Source organism: Streptomyces sp. NPDC026417 (genome assembly GCF_055567695.1).
The window spans coordinates 324,954-345,437 of record NZ_JBVHPY010000002.1; the positions used below are offsets into that span (position 1 = coordinate 324,954).

The window sequence follows — 20,484 nt, forward strand, 5'->3', positions numbered from 1 at the left end:
CGTCCGGGCCGGCCACTTACCCGTCGACGCTGCCCAGCAGATCGCTGTTGGGCCGCCGGTGCACCGGTTGTTCCGGTGCCGGCCGGTGCGGGGTCTTCGGTATGTCGCGCCGTTGCGGCTTGTCGGCGTCGACCGTGAGCGGCTCACCGTAGTGATGGAGGGTCAGCGGCTCACCGGTCAGCAGGGTGTAGGTGGCGGTGGTCGGCCTGACCTCCACGCGCAGGCGGCGGCCGAGCAGTTCCAGGTGGAAGGCGAGGCGGCTGAACCGCTCGGGCAGCCGGGGAGAGAACTCGATCGTCTCCCCGTGGTGGCGCATCCCGCCGAAGCCGGCGACGAGCGCCATCCAGGCACCGGCGAGGGAGGCGATGTGGAGCCCGTCGCGGGTGTTGTGCTCCAGGTCCTCCAGGTCCATCAGCGCCGCTTCCATCAGGTAGTCGTAGGCGAGGTGCGGATGGCCCGCCTCGACGGCGATGACGGCCTGGCAGCAGGCCGACAGGGAGGAGTCGCGGACGGTGAGCGGTTCGTAGTACGCGAAGTTGCGCGCCTTGTGCTCCGCGTCGAAGAAGGGGCTGCACTTGTACATCGCCAGCACCAGGTCGGCCTGCTTGACGACCTGCTTGCGGTAGAGGTCGAAGTACGGGAAGTTCAGCATCAGCGGGTACTGCTCGGGGCGGGTGGCGGCGAAGTCCCAGCGCTGGTAGCGGGTGAACCCGGCGTGCTGCTCGTGGACGCCCAGGTCGTGGTTGTACGGGACGTGCATGGCCTCGGCGGCGTCGCGCCAGGCCGCGCTCTCCTCGTCGTCGACCCCCAGGGCCGCGGCCTGGCGCGGATGGCGCTCGACGACCTCGGCCGCGGCGAGCAGGTTCGTGCGGGCCATGAGGTTGGTGTACGTGTTGTCGTTCGCGACCGCGCTGTACTCGTCCGGTCCCGTCACGCCGTCGATGTGGAACGCGCCGTGGTGGTCATGGTGTCCCAGTGACCGCCACAACCGGGCGGTCTCCACGAGGAGTTCGACACCCGTGTCCCGTTCGAAGCGCCGGTCGCCGGTGACCGCGACGTAGCGCACGACGGCGTCGGCGATGTCGGCGTTCACATGGAACGCGGCGGTTCCGGCCGGCCAGTACGCGGACCCCTCCGAGCCCTCGATGGTCCGCCAGGGGAAGGCGGCGCCCCTGAGCCCGAGCTGGGCGGCCCGCTCACGGGCGGCGGGCAGCGTGTTCTGGCGCCAGCGCAGCGCCTCGGCCACGGCGTTGGGCGAGGTGTACATGAGCAGGGGCAGCACGAAGGTCTCGGTGTCCCAGAAGGCGTGTCCGTCGTAGCCGGAGCCGGTGAGTCCCTTCGCGGGTATCGCCCGCTGTTCGGCACGCGCACCGGCCTGCAGGACGTGGAAGAGGGCGAAGCGGACGGCCTGCTGGATCTCCTCGTCGCCGTCCACCTCGACGTCGGCCCGCGCCCAGAAGTCGTCGAGGTAGGCGCGCTGTTGCTCGACGAGGCCCTGCCAGCCCGACCGGGTGGCGGCCGCGAGTGCCGCGTCCACCTGGTCGCTCACGGCGGGCAGCGACCGCGCGCTCGACCAGCCGTACGACACGAACTTCTCGACCCGCAAGGTCTGTCCGGGGGCGAGGACGGAGGTGACGGTGAGGCGGGCGACGTCGTCCGTGCTCTCGCCGTCCGTGGTCGTCGGTTCGGGGCCGTCCACGGTGTGGTCGGCCGCTGCGGCGACGCGCAGGCCGCTGCTCCGGGTGCGGTGCACGAGCCGCAGCCGGCTGTCCTTCGCGAAGTGCTCCTCCGGCTCCAGCGGAGACTCCAGGGCGATCGCCGCCCTCGGGTCGCCGTTGCGGCCCGGCAGCTGTTCGTTGGCGACGAGTTCCGACTGGACGACGATGCGGCTCTCGCTGTCGACGGCCTCGACCTCGTAGGCGACGGCGGCGATGGCCCGCTGGGTGAAGGAGACCAGCCGCGTGGAGCGCACGCGGACCGTCGAGCCGGCCGGCGACGTCCACTCGCAGGTCCGGGTGAGCAGGCCGGTCCGCAGGTCGAGCACCCGCTCGTGCGAGCGAAGCCGTCCGTAGCGCAGGTCGAACGGCTCGTCGTCCACGAGCAGCCGGATGATCTTTCCGTTGGTGACGTTGATGACGGTCTGCCCGGACTCCGGGTAGCCGTATCCCGCCTCCGCGTAGGGCAGCGGGTGGGTCTCGTGGACCCCGTTCAGATAGGACCCCGGCAGGCCGTGCGGTTCGCCCTCGTCCAGGTTCCCCCGCCAGCCGACGTGGCCGTTCGACAGCGCGAACACCGACTCGCTCTGCGGCAGGACGTCGAGATGCAGGATGTGCTCGCGCACCGCCCAGGGCTCGACGGCGTACGACGTGTGGGTGATCAACGCTGCTCCCTCAGTTCCGCCAGGTCCGGTACGACGACGTCGGCGCCGTGGTCGCGCAGGGCGTCGGCCTGACCGACGCGGTCCACTCCGACGACGTATCCGAAGTGCCCGGAGCGCCCGGCGTCCATCCCGGCCAGTGCGTCCTCGAAGACGGCCGCGGCCGAGGCGTCCACGCCCAGGTCGCGGGCCGCGGCCAGGAAGGTGTCCGGACGCGGTTTGCCGGGCAGTTTCCGCTCGGCGGCCACGACCCCGTCGATACGGACGTCGAAGAGGGACTCCGCGCCGATCGAGCGCAGGACGTCCCGGCAGTTGGCGCTGGAGGAGACGACGGCCGTGAGCAGTCCCTCGGCGCGGGCCGCCTGGATGTAGCGCAGCGTGCTGTCGTACGCCTCGACGCCGTCGGTGCGGATCAGCTCCAGCAGGAGTTCGTTCTTGCGGTTGCCGAGGCCGTGCACGGTGTCCCGGTCCGGCGGGTCGTCGGGGCCGCCCTCGGGCAGTTCGACGCCGCGCGAGGCGAGGAAGGTGCGCACGCCGTCGGCGCGGGGAAGCCCGTCCACGTACTGGTCGTAGTCGGCGTCCGAGAAGGGCCGGAAGCCGTCGCCGTCGCGTCGGTGCAGGAAGTCGTCGAACGTCCGCTTCCATGCGGCCCTGTGCACGACGGCCGTCTTGGTGATGACCCCGTCGAGATCGAAGAGGCAGGCCTGGATTGCTTTCGGAAGACCGAGCTGCGTCATGGTGAGAACCTTCCCCGGGCGGTGCCGTCCCATCGAGTGGCGGGCACCACATGCCGATCGCTTGCGTCAGCCGCGCGAGGCCGGGGGCGCATGGGCTGGTCGGCTGCGGGCATCGTCGGTTCATACTCCTTCCACGATCTCGGGAAGCGTCTTCCCGAGATGGGGGGTGTCATCCCCGTGAGTCCTGCCGGCACCCGTCCGAGCACCGAACGAGGAAGCGCGTTCATGACCTTCGACGACCCGACTCCCGACGATCCGTCCTCCGACGCCCCGACCTCCGGCGATCCTTCCTTCGGCGATCTGCTGAAGCGGGCGGCGGCGCTCGTACGTCCCGGCCGCCGCGCCGTGCTCGGCATCGCGGGCAGCCCGGGGGCGGGCAAGACGACGCTCGCCGAGCACCTGGTGAAGGCGTTGAACGGGAACGCGGCGCCATGGGCGGCGCATGTCCCCATGGACGGCTTCCATCTCGCGGACGCCGAGCTGGACCGGCTCGGGCGGAGGGACCGCAAGGGCGCTCCCGACACGTTCGACGCCGCGGGTTACGCGGCACTGCTGCGCCGGCTGCGCGCGGACGAGGACGACGTCGTCTACGCGCCGGGCTTCGAACGGACCCTGGAGCAGCCCCTCGCGGGGGCCGTTCCGGTGCCTCGGGACGCCCGACTGGTCGTCACGGAGGGCAACTACCTGCTCGTCCCGGACGGCGACTGGGCACGTGTGCGCGCCCAGCTGGACGAGGTCTGGTTCTGCGAGCTCGACGAGGAGGAGCGCGTACGGCGGCTCGTCGGCCGCCACGAACGCTTCGGCAAGGACCACGCCACGGCGGTGGCCTGGGTCCTCGGCACGGACCAGCGCAACGCCGACCTGGTGGCCACCACACGCGACCGCGCGGACCTGGTGGTACCGGCGGCACTCCTGTCGCAGGCTGAGCGCGACACCGGTCCGGTGTCGCACGGCTGAGCGCTGCACCGGACCGGGCGCCGGTGGCGGGATCGGCACAGGCCCGGCCCGGGCGGTGGGCGAGCGGGGGCCGCGGCCCGGCGCGGCGGGCGTCAGTGGCCGCTGACGGCCCGCGGGGTGTACGGCTGCTCCAGTCGTTCGGTCTCCTCGTCGGTCAGCTCCAGGTCGACGGCGGCGACGGCGTCGTCCAGCTGCCCCGCCTTGGTGACACCGACGACGGGGGCGGTGACGGGACTCTGCCGCAGCAGCCAGGCGAGGGCGATCCGGGCCCGGGGCACCTCGCGCTCGGCGGCGATCCGGCCGACCGTGTCGACGATGCCGCGGTCGCCCTCCTGGTAGAGCTTCTTCCCGTACTCGTCGGTGCGGCTCCGCGCGCTCTCCGTGTTCCACGGCCGGGCCAGCCGTCCGCGGGCGAGCGGGCTCCAGGGCAGCACACCGACCCGCTGGTCCCGGCAGAGCGGCAGCATCTCGCGCTCCTCCTCCCGGTACAGGAGGTTGTAGTGGTTCTGCATGGAGACGAACCGCGTCCACCCGTTGAGCCGGGCCGTGTACTGGGCCTTGGAGAACTGCCAGGCGTACATCGAACTCGCCCCGATGTAGCGGGCCTTGCCCGCCTTGACCACGTCGTGCAGGGCCTCCATCGTCTCCTCGACGGGGGTGACCGCGTCCCAGCGGTGGATCTGGTAGAGGTCGACGTGGTCGGTGCCCAGGCGGCGCAGGCTTTTGTCGATCTCCGTCATGATCGCCTTGCGGGACAGGCCGCGGCCGTTCGGGCCCGGGTGCATCGCGCCGTTCACCTTGGTCGCGATGACCACCTCGTCCCGGCGCGCGAGATCCGCCAGCACCTTGCCGACGATCTCCTCGCTGGTCCCGTCGGAGTAGACGTTCGCCGTGTCGAAGAAGTTGATCCCGGCCTCGAGCGCCTGCCGGATCAGCGGTCGGGACGCCTCCTCGTCGAGCGTCCACTCATGGGAGCCCCGGTCGGGGAGGCCGAAACTCATGCACCCCACACAGATCCGGGACACGTCCAGACCCGTCGCGCCCAGCTTCACGTACTGCATGCTCACTCCTGCCGTCACGGAGGCGGGGCGCGCCTCACCCCAGGGGCGACGGTACCCAAGACACCCCCTCCCGGCACTCCCCCGCACCGGCGCCGCGGGCGGGGCCGACGAACTCCTCGACCACCGCCTCGCGCTCTACGACGGGGAGCAGCGGATGGTCTTCGGCGCCCACACCTATCGCGCGTTCGCGCGGATGCTGGCCGGCGCCACCGAGGAGTCCGAGGTGCGCGACCCGTGGGTCACCCGGATGAGGAGCCTGCCGGCAACGGTCGTGTCGACCACCCTGGAAGGCCCCCTCGACTGGCCGGACGCGCAGGTCGCGAGCGGCGACGCCGTCGACGTCGTCGCCCGGCTCAAGGAAGAGTCCGAGGTGCCGTTGCGCTCGCACGGCAGCCTGTCGATGAACCGGGCGCTGATGGCCGCCGGTCTGGTCGACCGCGTCCAGGTGACGCTCTTCCCGGTGATCACCGGCCGCACCGGGCTGGATCCGATCTTCGCGGGTGCGGCCGACTTCGATCTCCGGCTCGTCGAGTGCCGGACGCTCGACGGCGACATCCAAGAGCTCGTCTACCGGCCCACCCTGCACGGCTGAGTCCGCGGGGACTCGGTCACCCGCGACCTCGATCCTTCCGCTGGCCCTGCCGGGAGCGGGCACGGTGGTGGCGGGCTCCGCGCCCTCCGTCCGTCCGGTGAGGTTCCCCAGCAGTGCGGACGGGTCGACTCCCGGGGCGGAGGTGAGGAGTTCGACGCCCGGAGCGACGTTGTCCACGACCGTCCGGTGGAGGCGGCTCGCTCCGTCGGTGGAGATGACGGTCATCCTGCCGATCGCGCCGAGGGGTTCGGACGCGTGGGCGACGACCTGGGGCACGGCCTCGACGAGCATCTCCAGAACGGCCGCCGTACCGCGCGAAAGCGTCGGCCTTCTTCCGCACCGCCCCGGCCTGAGCGGCACTCTTCGCCCCGATCGCGGCGGCCTCCGCCTCCCCCTCGATGCGGACCGCGTCGGCGAGCGCCGCACGGTGCGCCCTCTCCCCTCACCGGTCACGCGGGACCGCTGTGCGTCCACCTCGGCCACAACGTCACGAGAGTCCCCCTGCCGCCTTCACGCCACGTCGCGGTGATCTTCCCGCTCGCCGGGCATGACGGTCATGGCCGGATTCCGGCAGTCTTCACACGCCTTCGATGCCGGGACCGCGCCCCGTTCCGCTCGTGCGGGGCACTCCCGACGACCCGCCTCGGGACGAGATCGAGCACCCATACGCGGCGCCGACCGGACGCCCCATAACCTGGTGTCCGAAGACCTCGGATGCACGAGGGGCCGATGAGGGGAGGCGCAGGTGCTCGGTAGCGGCACGCGTCTGCTCGCGGGCGCCGTGGTCGTGGCCTGCGTGGTGCTCGTCGGCCCCAGCGCACCGAGCGGTGCTCCCTCCGCCCGGCCGCTGCCCGCCGGAGCCGCCGCGGACGTCGTACCGAACCGGCTCATGACGTGGAACCTCTGCAACCCCTGCGAGGCGGGCGACGTCGACCGGGCGGCGGAGATCGCCACGTACGCACCCCAGGTCGTCGGCCTCCAGGAGGCGTGCGTACGCGACGTGGAGCGTATCCGGGACGACCTGGAGAGCTTCTACGGGCTCGTCTACCACGTCGAGTACGGGTCGGTGCTCCGGAAGTGGGGGCGCTGCGGAGGAGCGCCGTGGAGTCCGGGGGCGTACGGCCAGGCGATCCTCTCGGCGGCACCGATGAAGGACGTCGTCACCGCGGAGTACCCCGAAGGCGGTTCCGAGGACCGCGGGTACATGGCGGTGACCACCACGGTGGGCGGCCGGACGGTCCGGGTCTTCAACACGCACCTGGCGCAACGGCGTCAGGAGGCCGTCCGGGCGGACCAGACCCGGGTCCTCGCCGCGGAGGTCGCCCGGCACGAACGCGCGATCGTCCTCGGCGACTTCAACGCCGTACCGAACGCCCCCGAGCTCGCCCGGATCTGGGCACTGGCCACGGACACGGACCCGCAGTGCCACCCGTCGCACACCGGCGCCTGCAAGCCGACCACCGACTGGCAGAGCAAGTTCGACTACGTCTTCCTGCGCGGTGTCGCACCGCTCCGGCACCGGGTGCAGCCGACCCGGTACTCGGACCACCACATGCTGTACGCCGACGTCGACCCGACCTGACGGGTCGTCAGTCGCTCAACCGCCCCCGAACCGGGCGACGGTGTCCGCGTCGGGGAACGACGGCGTCTCCGCCTCCGCGACCATGAGCGCGGCGATCCCCGCACGCGGCGCCGAGGGCGGGATCGTCCGCGGCGCGAACTCCTCGGCGCGGGTGAGGCGTCCGTCGCCCCGGTAGGGCCGGGCGGTCAGCGGGCCGGCATGGACGGTGGTTCCGCCCGCGGCGCGGACGATCCGGTCGGCGACGTCCTTGGCGTGCCACTCGTGGCGCAGCATGCGCTTGAGGAGCGCGCCGGTGACGGCGCCGAGCGCCCCCTCGGTGGCACCCGTGCCCAGCGAGGTGAGCCAGATGACGCGCGGGCCGGCCGAGGCGATCTGACGGGCGCCGTCGGAGAGGATTGCGGCGTCCTGCTTCCGGGAGACACCCAGGGCGCTCACCACGACGTCGGCACTCGCGACAGCGGCGGCGACACTGCCGGGATCGGACACGTCCGCCCGCACGACCCGCAGGTTCCCGCCGGCCGCCGGCGTGTCGACCGCCTCCGGCCTGCGGGCGAGGGCCAGGACGTCGTGTCCGCGCTCCAGGGCGCGGGCGATCACCAGGCGGCCCGTCCGCCCGGTGGAACCGAGTACGGCGATTTTCACGTTGCTCTCCGGTTGCACTGACAGGGGAGATGGATGAAGTGGGTTGCACGACAAGAAGTTGACGACACGTCATGGGTGCGGGCCGGGCGGCTCGGGTCAACTCCGGCCGGACAGGACGTCGACGGCCTCGGCGTGCAGGCCGGGAGCCGACGCCAGCAGATCGCTGCTGCTCAGGCTCCACGGCTCTCCCCGGGTGTCGGTGACCGTACCGCCGGCTTCGGACACCAGCAGCGCGCCGGGCAGCAGGCCGGAACGCACGTCGGAGAACTGCCAGAAGGCGTCCATGCGGCCGGACGCGACGTGGATCAGCTGCAAGGTGGCCGGCACCGAGACCCGTACGACGAGGGCACTGAGCAGCATGGCGGTCACCGAGGCGCCCATGCGCCGGAGGGCCTCCTCGCTCTCACCGGGCCTGGCCTGGCCGGTGCCCACCAGGGCGGCCCGCAGGTCGGTCTTGGCGGACGAGCGCAGGGGCTCACCGTTGAGGAAGGCTCCCCGGCCCCGGACGGCGGTGTAGGTGTCACCGGTGATCGGCAGGTGGACCACGGTCAGCACCGGAGCGCTGTCGCGCACCAGTGTGGCGGTCACTCCCCAATCGGCCATTCCGTGGATGTGGTTGATGTTGCCCTCGGCCGCGTCCACCACCCACCACTCGCCCTCGGGCAGCGGGCCGCCGGCCAACTCGTCCTCCGCCCACCGCGAGCCGGGGCGCGCGTCGAGCAGCGGCCGCCGGACGCGTGCCAGGACGGCCTCGTCGTTGGCGTCGATGGCGCGGACGATCTCGTCGAGGTCGCCCGGGCGCGCGGTCACGTCGTGGCGCTCCCGCAGGTGCGCGCCGGCTGCCCGCACGGCGGCCACGGTGTCCTCCAGGACCCTTTCGAGCCGGTCGGTTCCGTCGGCGGCACCGAGGTCGGAGAAGGCGTGCATGAGCAACTCCCAACGCAGAAGGGGCAGTTTGGCCTCTCGGCCGTTCGCCTTCGACGTTAGGTCCAGGCATGATTGACGGCAAATGCAATGTGGCTACGACTGGATTTACTCTCATGCAACTGGATCTGAATCTGCTCACCGCGCTCGACGCCCTGCTGGAGGAGGGCAGCGTGACGGACGCGGCCGCCCGCCTCCACGTCTCGCCCCCTGCCATGAGCCGTACCCTGGGCCGTATCCGCCGGGCCACCGGCGACCAGATCCTGGTACGCACCGGCCGGACCATGACTCCGACCCCCCGTGCCCTCGCGCTGCGCACGACCGTGCACGACCTCGTGCAGCAGGCGCAGGCGGTCCTCTCCCCCGACACCGATGTCGACCTGGCGTCCCTGGAGCGGACCTTCGTCCTGAAGTGGCACGACGCCCTGGCCGCCGCGGCCGGCCCCGCGCTGCTCGGCTCCCTGCGCGCCGGGGCACCGGGGGTGCGACTGCGGTTCCTGGCCGAGGCCGGTACCGACACGCACGACCCGCGGCGCGGGGACATCGACCTCGAAACCGGATCGAGCGCGCCCTCCTCACCCGAGATCCGCCACGAGATCGTGGGCCACGACCGGCTCGTCCTGGCCCTGCGCCCCTCGCACCCCCTGTGCCACGGCCCGCTCACCCCGGAGGACTACGCGGCCGCCCAGCACATCACCGTCTCCCGCCGGGGACGGCTGCGTGACCCCGTCGACGACGCGCTGGAGGCGCAGGGCCTGAGCCGTCAGGTCGTGGCGGCGGCGCCGACCAACGCCACGGCCCTGCAGTTCCTCCGCCACCACGACCTGGTCGCGGCCGTCCCCCGACTCGTCAGCCGCCCCCTCCTGGAGGACTTCGGCCTGCACACCCGGCCCCTGCCCCTCGCCATGCCCGCCATCCCCGTGCACCTCGCCTGGCACCAGCGGTACGACAACGACCCGGCGCACAGCTGGCTGCGCGCCCAGGCCCGGACCGCGCTGCGCCGAGCGTGCGACTCCGCCGACGACCTCGCGAAGGCCCACCCGGAGGCCGAGCCACGGGACTGAACGGGCCGGACTCGTCCCGGTCACCGCACCGGGCGCCCGCGCGGCGGAGCGCCGCAGGTGCCCGGCTAATCTACGGATCATGTTCGTCATGGAATTGACCTATACGGCTCCCATCGAGCGCGTCGAGGAGCACCTCGAAGCCCATGTGGCATGGCTGGGCACCCTGTACGAGGAGGGCGTCGTGATCGCCTCCGGCCGCAAGGACCCGCGTGACGGCGGGGTGATCCTCGCGGCGGGCATCGACCGGGACCGGGCCGAGCGCATCGCGGCGGCGGACCCCTTCACCACCGCCGGCGTCTGCGCGTACCGGATCACGGAGTTCATCGCGACGAAGACGGCGCCCGCGCTGGAGCCGTACAGGGAGCAGCTCCCGGCGTGACGCGGGCGCGGACCGCGCCGGTGTCCCGGGCGGGCCCGCCTCCGCAGGGAGACGGGCCCGCCCGGGTTCAGGGCCGGTGCCGTACCAGGCGGATGTAGGCGAACGACTCGCCCGCGCGGGGCGCACGGGTCCAGGACCGGGTCGTGAAGGTGTGGAGCGCGCCTCGCGTCAGCGCGAAGCGCGGCAACGACAGGCCGAGTTCGGCGTGCAGGGCCTCCAACATGCGCAGTTCTCCCGCCTGTTCGGTGTCCTGCGGGCGGAAGAGGCGGGCCGGGTCCAGTGCCTCGGGTATCGCACCGGAGCGCTCGGTCTCCGTACCCCGCACGGTGAACGCCCAGAGTTCCTCGCCCTGTTCGGCCACCGACAGATGGAACGCGGTCGGAGGACGGTCGCCCGGGGACGAGCGGCTCGGTTCGCGCCACAGCACCACCGCCCGGCCGGACGTGGACGCGGCCGGAGCGAAGGACACGAACCGTTCGCCGAGGTGTCCGGGGTGGCCGTCGAAGGCGAAGGCCCAGGCTCCGGCGGCGCGACCGACGGCGACGACGGCCCGGTCCTCCCAGGGTTCCACGCCCTCCCGCTCGAATGCCCCGCGGCGCCGCCAGGACGACTCGCGCGCGTCCTCGGGTGCGCTCAGCCCGGCGCCCTCCTCACCGATCAGGGCGGGGAGGCCGTCTGGGTCGACGCCCTCGGCCCAGACGCAGCGGTATCCGTCGTGCGGCCGCCGGTTCGCCTCGGGCCCCGTCAGCCAGGCCAGGCCCGGCGGGTCGAGGTCGGGCACCGGGTCGGGAGCGGGTCCCGTCCGCCCGGCCCGCGGTGTCGCGAGGATCTCCCGTCCGCGCTCCGGGGTGACCAGCGGGCCCAGGACCGGATCGGCGAGCAGGCCGACGGGGGCGATCAGCAAGGGTCCGGGCGCCTCCCACAGGGGCAGCGCCTCCCGCAGCGTCCGCCACGCGGGGTCGGTCCGCCCCCAGCGCGCCGCCCTGCGGGCCTCGGCGACGGCCCGGCCCCACGGCCCCTCGGGCACGTAGCGATGGCTGCCGTCCCGCATGGCGTGCAGTACGGCCTCGGCGGTCTGCCGGGCGGCGCCGCGGGCGGCCATCATCCCGAGCCAATGGTCGTCCCCGCCGAGCCGCGACGCTCCGCGCGCCGGCGCCATGGCCTCCACGGGAAGGATCTCGGGCAGGTAGCACGGGTCGGCCACCAGGCCGCCGTAGCTCCGGCTGTTGTGCGGATCCAGCAGATGCCTGAGCTGGTCCAGCAGCGGTCCGCTGCGCGGCCGTCCGAACGACAGCGCTTCCTCGAGCAGCGGCAGGGCTTCCTCGTACCGTCCGCGCAGGGCGAGCAGTCGGGCCTCCTCCACGCGGGCGTCCTGGGTGCGCGTGGTCGCGTTCACGAAGTCGTCGCGCTCCACCCGGTCGGAGTGGAAGTGGCGGTACATGGCTTCCATGTAGGCCCGGAATGACGGGTAGCGGTCGGGCAGTTCACCGCTCCAGCCCTTGTGGACGTAGAGCGCCCACTCGCCGTCCGGGTCGCTGTCGCCGGGGTCGAGCAGGGCGTACGACATGTCGGAGTCCGTCTCCAGCCGGAGCGCCCGTCGCCACATCCCGGCCAGCAGGACGTCCTCTTCGCACGGGTCGTCGCCCAGGTTCTCCTCGTACAGGTCGGCCATGCCGTGCGGGTCCTGGAACCAGTCGATGTCCGCGACGCCGCCGAGCCGGTAGATCCCGGCCGTCTGGCCCACGTCCCATCCGTCGCTCGCGGCGAGGAACTCCCGGTACGACGGCGGCAGTCGCCGGCCCAGCCGCGCTTCCGCGGCGGCGATCGCCGCCTCGTCCGCCCCGGGCATCCCCGGGTGGCCGGCCGGCCGCTCGTCGTCCTCGTACACGTCGTCGGCCGCGCGCGGGACCCACTCCTCCTGCCAACGCCGCAGGAAACCATGCCAGTCGAAGGACTCCCCAGTCATGTCCGGATGGTGCCACCCGGCACTGACAACGGCGCCCCCGGCGCGGAATGACCCCGCCCGAGGTGCACGCACCACGCGAAGCGTACGTTCGTACACTCCGGGGTGTACGATCGTACGCATGCCGACGGACCACTTCGCGGACGACCCGCGCACGAACCTGCAGCGCATGGAGGCGGGGGACCTCTACATCGCCGACGACCCCGAGATCGCCCGCCGCCAGCAGGACGCGGTACGCCTGGCCGCCCGCTACCAGGCCGCCTACGCCGAGGACGCGGACGGTGCCCGGCCGGTCCTGGCCGAGCTGCTCGGCGCGCTCGGCGACGAGGCGCACGTCCGGCCGCCCCTGTGCGTCGACTACGGCAGCAACATCACCATCGGCGCACGCACCTTCGCCAACTACAACCTCACCGCTCTGGACGTCGCGGCCATCACCATCGGCGAGGACTGCCAGATCGGACCGAACGTCCAACTCCTCACGCCCACCCACCCTTTGGAGCCGCAGCCCCGGCGCGACAAGCTGGAAGCCGCCCGGCCCATCACGATCGGGGACAACGTCTGGATCGGCGGCGGCGCCATTGTGCTGCCCGGCGTCACCATCGGGGACAACTCCGTCATCGGCGCGGGTGCCGTCGTCACCAAGGACGTCCCCGCGAACGTCGTCGCGGTCGGCAACCCCGCCCGCGTGGTGCGGAACCTGTAAGCGCGTCGCCATGGCCACCGGACGCACCGACCCCCAGCGCCGCGAACGCATCCTCGCCGCCACTCTCGACCTCATCGCCGACGAGGGCACCGCAGGCGTCTCCCATCGCAGGATCGCCACGCGGGCCGGTGTGCCGCTGGGGTCGATGACGTATCACTTCAGCGGGATCGACGACCTGCTCCGTGAGGCGTTCGGCCGCTTCACCGACCACATCGTCGCCGTCTTCGACGCCCACCTGTCCCCACCGGCCGACGCGGGTCAGGCCCGAGCGGCCGTGGCCGACCTCGTGCACGCGCTGTCCGCGGGCAACCGGCGCGACCTCGTGCTCGCCCAGGAGCTGTACACCCTCGCCGCCCGCCGGCCCGCCTACCGGGAACTCACCCACGAGTGGATGCGCCGCAGCCGCGTCCACCTGGAGAGGCATTTCGACCCCGCCACCGCCCGCCAGCTCGACGCCCTCATCGAAGGCCTCACCCTGCACCGGGCCCTGGCCACCGAGCCGCACGACCGCGCCCTCACGCTCGACGCGATCACCCGCATCACCGCCGCCGGTGCGCCGGCCTCCTGACCGCCCGTGCGGCACGGTCCTGACCGCCGTGCCGAGCGCCCCGTTCACCCGCTCGTTGCCGCGTCCCGTCGTGGAACAGGTGAGAAAAGCGCGGTCGCCGTCGCGCAGGAAGGAGGTGAGGTGACCCATCTCGCCGCCGACCGTCGGCGCCACGTCGCGCACCGAGTACCAGGGCTCGGTGCAGCCCATGAACTCCACGAAGGAGGCCACCTCTTCCCAGCGTTCGGTGGTCAGGAAGGCCAACGAGACCCCGCGGGCGTTCAGGTGGACCGCGTCCTTCCAGCTGATGACCGCGACGACGACAACAGGACTCGCTGTCCGCGTCAGCCCGTTCGTCAGCCGTACGCGGCCATCGTGGCGCTGTCTGCCGCGTCTACCGCCCGGTATCGGGGTGGGCAAATGCGCCCGAACCCATTTGTTCGAACTGGCCCTGCAGGTTGGCTGCGAAAGTCTGCGGGTTGTCGCCCCCGTATGCCTGTCCCACGGCGTTCATCGCTACCGTGAGGACACCCTTGAAGGGCGCGCCTGGAGCGGTGCGCACGGGTGTGCACATGAAGCTGAAGGCCTGCGGCGTCTCGGAGTCGTACGGACGGAGGGTGACCTTGGACAGTGTGGTGGGCTGTCCTTGGCGCAGGGCGTCGTCCATGGCACGGAACACGCCAACCTGGTCGAGCCCGGGGAGAACGTGTCGGGCGGGGCTGAACTGTGGCACCTGGCCGAAGGCCTCCCCTTGCTTGCGATTGGCGTAGCGCAGCAGGTGATCGGGACCCTCGGTGAGCATGATCGGGAACTGTGCCCCGTCGAAGACGGCGAAAAGTTCCTGCTGCTGGGCGAGGAGGCTGTCGCGCAGCTTGAATTCCGATTGCAGGGTCGCCGTCAGTTCCGTCATGGCGTCCATGATCTGGTCGTCCCAGCGCCGGGGCCGGAAATCCGCGACGCAGACGGTGCCGAGGACCTGCCCGACGTTGTCGAGCAGCGGAGTGCCCAGATAGGAGCGGACGTTGAGGTCGTTGACCAGCGGGTTGCCCTTGAACCGGGGGTAGTCGAACACGTCGTGCAGGGCGAGTTGGGATCGTTGAGCAACGACGTGCGGGCAGAAGCCGTACTCGCCGGGCGCCTCGCGTCCGAGTGCGCTGAGATCGAAGGGTATGCCGCCACCGTCGACGTCCACTCCTGCGTCGGGGGATGCAGGGGGCACGTACATGCCGCGGAACATCTGGCGCTCGTCGCTGATGAAGTTGACCATGGCCAACGGGGCTTGCGTCAGGCGGGCGGCCAGTCGTGCCACGCGATCGAATGTGGCTTCCGCGTCGGGCGCGTTGAGGCCGAGAATCGTCAGCCGACGGGTCCGTTCCGGTCCAGTGCGACGGAACGCCTCAAGGGGATCGTGGGAGTCCATGAGGCTAGATCAAAGCAGAGATCCCGGCTCCGTGGTCCGCCCCGCAGGACCTTGCCCTCCCGGTTGTCACTCTGCCAACACCATTGCGGCCAACGCAAGTTGCAGCGCGCCCGCCGAGGTTCCGGGTCGTCTTCACAGCGTGTCGCTGTGACCAGCCTCTGGGCATCCGGGAAGGCTGCCCAGGTCCTTTGATGTTTCAACCATCACCGATCACTTCTCGTCATTCCAGGCCGCCTCCTCGAACGGAAACGATATTGCGCCCGACAATCGTGCGGTGGACCGGTTTTCGACACTGCCAGAGCACCTCGGCGCGAAGAGGCAAACCCGAATGCATGTTCGTTTTCTGGAGGTGGGTTGAGTGCACGACTGCGCGCCAGTGCCATCCGACAGGGGGCAGCGGTACCTGCCTCGCAGGGCCTGACAACGGGTTTTGCGCCAGGCTCCAGGGCTCCATCACGTAGTCGGGCGAATCGGCGCGGAAGCCCAATGTTGGCCGGAATGAGTGGCCTGCCGAGGTGTGAGCGGACGGTGAGCAAGCCGGCGATCAGCCGCCGGTGCGCGTGTCCCGCTGATCTTCCGGTCACAGTCCGGTTCCGGCTGCCCGGCGGCGGATATCTATGGCTAGGTGCAGTGATCAAGGTCGACTGCTCCACAACGGAGCGATGTACGAAACGGAGTTCTCGATGACCAGGTACCGCAAGTCCGACGTGGACGCTCGGTCGGTCGCGGTGATCGGCATGGCCTGCCGCCTGCCGGGGGCGTCAGGACCCAGCGACCTCTGGGACCTGCTGAAGGCCGGCGGCAGCTCCCTCAGTGAGACACCGCGAGATCGTTTCGACGCCGACGCCCTTCATTCCTCTGAGCCCAGACGGGGCCGAATAGCAGGACGCCGAGCGGGCTACATCGACGGCGTTGCCGATTTCGACGCCGACTTCTTCAACATGTCGGCCACCGAGGCGACCGAACTCGACCCGCAGCAACGGCTCTTGCTGATGACCGCGTGGGAGGCCCTGGAGGACGCGGGGCAGCGCACCGACCTTCTGGCGGGGAGCCGGAGCGCGGTGTTCGTGGGCAACACCCGTGCCGACTCGCTCGAGGCCGCTCTGCGGCAGGGCCCGGAATCGGCGACGGCCGCCCAACTCCACAACTTCCGATCCCTGCTGTCTGCGCGGATATCCCACTTCTTCGACTTCCGCGGCCCGAGCATCGTCGTCGACACGGCCTGCTCCTCGTCGCTGGTAGCCGTCCACCAAGCCGTCCAAAGCCTGCGTTCGGGAGAGAGCCCGCTGGCCCTGGCTGCCGGCGTGAACATCGCTCTGCGCCCGGACGAAAGCCTCGTTCTCTCGCATGCCGGAGCAATGTCGAGCGACGGACGCTGCAAGTTCGGCGACGCGGACGCGGACGGCTACGCCCCCAGCGACGCCGTGGCAGTCGTCGTCCTGAAGCGGCTGACGGACGCGCTCAGCGACGGCGACCGGATCCATGCTGTCATCCGCGGCAGTGCCATCGGCAACGACGGCCGCACCAGCGACACGGTCCTCAACCCTTCGCTCCAGGGCCAACTGGACGTACTGCGCTGGGCCTACGAGGACGCCGGTCTGGATCCGGCCGACGTCGACTACGTCGAGGCTCACGGCGCCGGCTCGCCGGCGCTCGACCCTCTGGAGCTGAGCGCACTCGGCGAAGTGATGGGCGCTGGACGTCCCGCGGACCGCCCGCTCCTCGTCGGGTCCGTCAAAACCAACATCGGGCACGCGGAGGCAGGCGGCGGCCTGGCCGGACTGATCAAGGCCGTGCTGTGCCTGGCCCACCGTGAGGTTCCCGCCAGCCTTAACCTGCAGACGCCCCACCCTCGTGTCGATTGGGACCGGCTTCCCCTTGTCGTCCCGGACAAAGTCCAGCCGCTGCCGGACCTTGGCCGGCCCGCCGTTGCCGGGGTGAGCGGACAGGGCTCGTCAGCTCTGAATGCCCACGTAGTGCTCAGCCAGTTCGAGTCCGCGGCCCCCCTCACCAGTCCGGCATCGGCCGGCACGCCGTACGTTCTGGCACTCTCCGCCCACAGCACGGCGGCTCTCCAGGACCTCGCCCGCTCCTACGCCGACTACCTCGGCCCCGGCGGCGCCGGCCAGGCCCACGCGCTCCGGGACATCTGCTTCAGCGCGGCCACCCGGCGCCGGCACCACGATCACCGGATCGCCGTGGTCGGCTCCAGCCATGGGGAACTGGCGGCCGCTCTCACCGGGACAGCGGCCGTCGGCGGACGTCCCCTGTCGGCTGCCGCAGACCGGTACTGCCGCGGCGAGGCGTTGGACTGGGCGGCGCTCTTCGGCGATGCCGGCCACTACGTACCGCTGCCCGCCTACCCCTGGCAGACCAAACGGTACTGGCCCGGCGAAACGCACGAAGACGAGACCGACCTGGCGGCTTGGGTACTGCGCGAGCACGCTCGCACCAGCTTCGACGACGACTCGACTCTCACCGAGATCGGCATCGACTCGCTGGCGAAACTGCGCATAGTGGTCGAACTCGGCAAACGCAGCCAACGGGAGGTCGACCCTGAAGGGTTCGGCCGGCTGCGTACAGTCGGCGAGCTGCGGCAGTGGACGCGTGCGCTACTGGCAGTGGCCCGGTGAAGCTGCGCACTCTGTTCGACTGGTTCGCCCGCTCGGCGGCCGCGTACCCGGGTGAGACGGCCCTCGAGGTCGGTTCGGTGCGACTGACCTATCGAGAACTGCACGACCAGGTGGAGCGGCTCGCTGCGCGTCTCGTCACGACGCCGGATGGCCGGCGCCCGCGGCGGGTCGGGCTGATGGCCGCACGATCGGTGACGGCGTACGCCGGCTATCTCGCCGTTCTGCGCGCGGGCGCCGTTGTCGTGCCGCTGAGCCCGGAGTACCCCGCGGAACGGACGGCCCAGATCGTCGCGGCAGCCGAACTCGATCTCATTTTGGCTGAGTCCGTCGACAGCGTCCCCGACCTCGGGATCCCCGTCCTCGTCGCCGGCCCGGATGAGCCGCCGGCCCCGGCTGGGGCTCTTTCGACCGCGGTTGCGCACCGGCACGTGGGTCCCGACGACCTCGCGTACGTCATCTTCACCTCTGGATCGACCGGCACTCCCAAGGGCGTACCCATCACCCACCGGAGTATCTGCGCCTACCTGGAACTCGTGGCGGACCGATACGACATCGGGCCGGGCAGTCGCCTGTCGCAGACCTTCGAGCTGACCTTCGATGGTTCGGTGCACGACCTGTTCGTCGCGTGGGCGGGCGGCGGCACGCTCGTCGTCCCCCAACGCAGCCAGCTGCTGTCCCCGGTGAAGACCATCACCAGCCTGCGACTCACGCACTGGTTCTCCGTCCCGTCCCTCATTTCCTTCGCCTCCCTTCTGGGCACCCTTGCCCCGGGCAGCATGCCGACGCTGCGGTGGAGCCTCTTCGGCGGCGAACCGCTCACTCTGCAAGCGGCCCGCCAGTGGCGACTCGCAGCTCCGAACAGCCGGCTGGAGGTCCTGTACGGGCCGACCGAGTTGACGATCTCCTGCACCGCCTACCGGCTTCCCGACGACATGGCCGCCTGGCCGAGCACACCCAACGGCACCGCACCCATCGGAAGTCCGCATCCAGGCCTTGATCTGCTCTTGCTGGACGAAGACGGACGGCCCAGTGACAGCGGAGAGCTGTGCGTACGAGGCCCGCTGCGGTTCTCCGGCTACCTTGATCCGGCCCACACCACAGGCCGCTTCCTCACCACCGACCTTCAACCGGCCGGCGACCGTCCGACACCCGAGCACTGGTACCGGACAGGAGACCGGGTCACCGTCCAGAACGGCCACCTGGTGCACCTGGGCCGAACCGACCAACAGGTCAAAATCCGCGGCCACCGCATCGAACTGGGTGAAATCGAGGCCGCACTACGGGCGCACCCGGAGGTACAGGACGCTGCCGTGATCACCCTGCCCGCCGCAGACGGTGAACTGGAACTGCAGGCTGCGGTGAGCGGCCTCTGCCGCGGCACCGACCGGCTGTTCGCAGCCCTGCAAAGGCAGCTGCCGCCCTACATGCTGCCCCGCCGGATCACCGTCCTGGAACAGCTCCCGCTCAACGCCAACGGCAAAATCGATCGAAGGGCGCTGCTCGACGAACTGGCCAACTCGCGCTGATCACGCCCACTCAGGTCCCAGCCCCCTACACCGCGCCCCCGTTCTCTGCCCCGAGCCAAGGCTCCCAGCCCGATATGAGGAACCCGCATGTACGACGCCATCGTGGTGGGCGCGCGCTGCGCCGGCGCGTCAGCCGCCCTGTTGCTGGCCCGTGCGGGTTACCGCGTGCTCCTCCTCGACAGGTCCGGCTACGGCTCCGACACCCTCTCCACGCACCTCATCCACCAGCCAGGCATCGCGGCGCTCGCCCGGTGGGGAGTTCTGGAGCAGGTCCGTGCCTCAGGATGCCCGCCCCTGAAGCGCACCGTTTACGAGGTCGCCGACATCCGCATCGCGGGCTGCGCCCGAGGCGTGGCCGGCCAGCAAGTAGCGTTTGCGCCACGGCGCCGGGTGTTGGACGCCCTCCTGGTCGACGCTGCCATCGCGGCCGGGGTCGAGTTCCGCGAGCGGAGCCGCGTGACCGGGCTGCTGCGGGACAGGGCAGACCGGGTCGTCGGCGTCGAGGGCCGGTACGGCGACCGGAGTTTCAGGGAATCGGCTCGCCTGGTCATCGGCGCTGACGGCATGCGGTCCACGGTCGCCCAGTTGGCCGCAGCCCCGTACGTCAGGCGGGATCCTCTGCTGACCTGCGCGTACTACACCTACTGGCCGGATGTACCCGCCGACCTTGAGCTTTACGAGCGCCCCGGAGGCTGGGTGGCAAGCGTGCCCACACACGACGACGCCACCCTCGTACTGGCCTACTTCCCGCAGTCCCGCTTCGCCGAAATCCGCACCAACGCACGGCATGCCTACCAGGAGCAGATTCGCCTCACCGCGCCGGCACTGCACGAGAGGCTGCGGGGAAGTGCACCGGTGGAGCGCTTGCGTGGCAGCGGGGATCAGCAGAACTTCTTCAGGCAGGCGGTCGGGCCCGGCTGGGTCCTGGTCGGGGATGCCGGGCATCACAAGGACTCCATCACGGCACGAGGCATCAGCGATGCCTTCCAGCAGGTAGAAAGCCTCGTCGCCGAGGTGGGAGACACGCTCGGTGGCGATCCCGTGAAGCTCGACGCGTCGCTGGCCCGGTTCGCGGAGCGCCGGGACACGACACTCACCCCGGGCTACGAGGCCACGCTCGGCGTCGCCCAGCTGGCCACCCCTCACGGCCAACGTCTCTCCCTGCTTCGGGCCATCCAGTCCGACCCGGAACTCGTCGCGATCTACCTCGACATGGTGGCCGGCATCGCTTCTCCGCACGACCTCTACACGCCTCGGCTCCTCGAACTCCTGTGACCGCTCCCAAGAGCAGTGCAAAGCCCGGCACTTCCCCAGCACGGGGCGCCGATAAAAGGCTCAACTACCAGTGCACACAAACCAGTTGCCATGGCCCGAGTG

General features: G+C 71.0%; 17 protein-coding genes and 2 pseudogenes. 10 read left to right on the forward strand and 9 right to left on the reverse strand.

Annotation, left to right across the window (positions count from 1 at the left end):
* Positions 1-16: 16 nt before the first annotated feature.
* Both ACZ4NT_RS04150 and ACZ4NT_RS04155 read right to left on the reverse strand, forming a co-directional pair.
* On the reverse strand, positions 17-2,380 hold the full coding sequence (locus ACZ4NT_RS04150) for a glycosyl hydrolase family 65 domain-containing protein (protein ID WP_121409285.1): 2,364 nt from the start codon (positions 2,378-2,380) through the stop codon (positions 17-19).
* Complete coding sequence (locus tag ACZ4NT_RS04155) at positions 2,377-3,114, reverse strand: beta-phosphoglucomutase family hydrolase (RefSeq protein WP_121409286.1); 738 nt, start codon at positions 3,112-3,114, stop codon at positions 2,377-2,379. The genes ACZ4NT_RS04150 and ACZ4NT_RS04155 overlap by 4 nt, the downstream gene beginning before the upstream one ends.
* A gap of 225 nt (positions 3,115-3,339) precedes the next feature.
* On the opposite strand from ACZ4NT_RS04155, the gene ACZ4NT_RS04160 reads away from it, so the two are divergent.
* Positions 3,340-4,071, forward strand: coding sequence for a nucleoside/nucleotide kinase family protein (locus tag ACZ4NT_RS04160; RefSeq protein WP_467723240.1), 732 nt, complete (start codon positions 3,340-3,342; stop codon positions 4,069-4,071).
* Between the two features lie 92 nt (positions 4,072-4,163).
* Here the strand turns inward: ACZ4NT_RS04160 and ACZ4NT_RS04165 are convergent, their stop codons facing one another.
* Complete coding sequence (locus tag ACZ4NT_RS04165; RefSeq protein WP_467723242.1) at positions 4,164-5,132, reverse strand: aldo/keto reductase; 969 nt, start codon at positions 5,130-5,132, stop codon at positions 4,164-4,166.
* Between ACZ4NT_RS04165 and ACZ4NT_RS04170 the strand changes: the two genes are divergently transcribed.
* Entirely contained in the window at positions 5,131-5,724 is a 594-nt protein-coding gene (locus ACZ4NT_RS04170; RefSeq protein ID WP_467723244.1) for a dihydrofolate reductase family protein, read from the forward strand. The two genes, ACZ4NT_RS04165 and ACZ4NT_RS04170, sit on opposite strands and share 2 nt — an antisense overlap.
* A gap of 18 nt (positions 5,725-5,742) precedes the next feature.
* Here ACZ4NT_RS04170 and ACZ4NT_RS04175 read toward each other — a convergent pair.
* Positions 5,743-6,204: pseudogene (locus tag ACZ4NT_RS04175) on the reverse strand (flotillin domain-containing protein); the annotation flags it as partial.
* Between the two features lie 265 nt (positions 6,205-6,469).
* Here ACZ4NT_RS04175 and ACZ4NT_RS04180 point away from each other — a divergent pair.
* Positions 6,470-7,306: an endonuclease/exonuclease/phosphatase family protein gene (locus ACZ4NT_RS04180; RefSeq protein ID WP_467723248.1), complete on the forward strand. Its 837-nt coding sequence runs from the start codon at positions 6,470-6,472 to the stop codon at positions 7,304-7,306.
* 15 nt (positions 7,307-7,321) lie between these two features.
* Here ACZ4NT_RS04180 and ACZ4NT_RS04185 read toward each other — a convergent pair whose 3' ends face one another.
* Positions 7,322-7,948: an NAD(P)-dependent oxidoreductase gene (locus ACZ4NT_RS04185; RefSeq protein ID WP_467723250.1), complete on the reverse strand. Its 627-nt coding sequence runs from the start codon at positions 7,946-7,948 to the stop codon at positions 7,322-7,324.
* A 96-nt stretch (positions 7,949-8,044) separates the two neighbouring features.
* Entirely contained in the window at positions 8,045-8,875 is an 831-nt protein-coding gene (locus tag ACZ4NT_RS04190; protein ID WP_467723252.1) for an inositol monophosphatase family protein, read from the reverse strand.
* Positions 8,876-8,988: 113 nt separating this feature from the next.
* On the opposite strand from ACZ4NT_RS04190, the gene ACZ4NT_RS04195 reads away from it, so the two are divergent.
* Both ACZ4NT_RS04195 and ACZ4NT_RS04200 read left to right on the forward strand, forming a co-directional pair.
* The gene (locus ACZ4NT_RS04195) at positions 8,989-9,936 is read left to right on the forward strand and encodes a LysR family transcriptional regulator (RefSeq protein WP_467723254.1); all 948 of its coding nucleotides are present in this window, start codon (positions 8,989-8,991) and stop codon (positions 9,934-9,936) included.
* Positions 9,937-10,015: 79 nt separating this feature from the next.
* Entirely contained in the window at positions 10,016-10,315 is a 300-nt protein-coding gene (locus ACZ4NT_RS04200; RefSeq protein ID WP_121409293.1) for a YciI family protein, read from the forward strand.
* A gap of 67 nt (positions 10,316-10,382) precedes the next feature.
* On the opposite strand, the gene ACZ4NT_RS04205 is transcribed toward ACZ4NT_RS04200, so the two are convergent.
* A complete protein-coding gene (locus ACZ4NT_RS04205; protein ID WP_467723256.1) occupies positions 10,383-12,281 on the reverse strand; it encodes an SMI1/KNR4 family protein in 1,899 nt (632 codons plus the stop codon).
* A 118-nt stretch (positions 12,282-12,399) separates the two neighbouring features.
* Here ACZ4NT_RS04205 and ACZ4NT_RS04210 point away from each other — a divergent pair, with 118 nt between their 5' ends.
* The gene (locus ACZ4NT_RS04210; RefSeq protein WP_121409295.1) at positions 12,400-12,981 is read left to right on the forward strand and encodes a sugar O-acetyltransferase; all 582 of its coding nucleotides are present in this window, start codon (positions 12,400-12,402) and stop codon (positions 12,979-12,981) included.
* 10 nt (positions 12,982-12,991) lie between these two features.
* Complete coding sequence (locus ACZ4NT_RS04215; protein ID WP_121409296.1) at positions 12,992-13,549, forward strand: TetR family transcriptional regulator; 558 nt, start codon at positions 12,992-12,994, stop codon at positions 13,547-13,549.
* Here ACZ4NT_RS04215 and ACZ4NT_RS04220 read toward each other — a convergent pair.
* Positions 13,550-13,828 (reverse strand): annotated as a pseudogene (locus tag ACZ4NT_RS04220) (DUF899 family protein); the annotation flags it as partial.
* A 94-nt stretch (positions 13,829-13,922) separates the two neighbouring features.
* Positions 13,923-14,948: a GAF domain-containing protein gene (locus ACZ4NT_RS04225; RefSeq protein ID WP_467723259.1), complete on the reverse strand. Its 1,026-nt coding sequence runs from the start codon at positions 14,946-14,948 to the stop codon at positions 13,923-13,925.
* A gap of 683 nt (positions 14,949-15,631) precedes the next feature.
* Between ACZ4NT_RS04225 and ACZ4NT_RS04230 the strand changes: the two genes are divergently transcribed.
* From ACZ4NT_RS04230 to ACZ4NT_RS04240, 3 genes are all read left to right on the forward strand, one after another.
* Positions 15,632-17,581 carry a beta-ketoacyl synthase N-terminal-like domain-containing protein gene (locus ACZ4NT_RS04230; protein ID WP_183117271.1) on the forward strand — a complete coding sequence of 650 codons (1,950 nt, stop codon included), beginning with the start codon at positions 15,632-15,634 and terminating at the stop codon, positions 17,579-17,581.
* Complete coding sequence (locus ACZ4NT_RS04235) at positions 17,548-19,107, forward strand: amino acid adenylation domain-containing protein (protein ID WP_467723261.1); 1,560 nt, start codon at positions 17,548-17,550, stop codon at positions 19,105-19,107. The genes ACZ4NT_RS04230 and ACZ4NT_RS04235 overlap by 34 nt, the downstream gene beginning before the upstream one ends.
* An 87-nt stretch (positions 19,108-19,194) precedes the next feature.
* A complete protein-coding gene (locus tag ACZ4NT_RS04240) occupies positions 19,195-20,382 on the forward strand; it encodes an NAD(P)/FAD-dependent oxidoreductase (RefSeq protein WP_467723263.1) in 1,188 nt (395 codons plus the stop codon).
* The last annotated feature ends 102 nt before the right edge of the window (positions 20,383-20,484 follow it).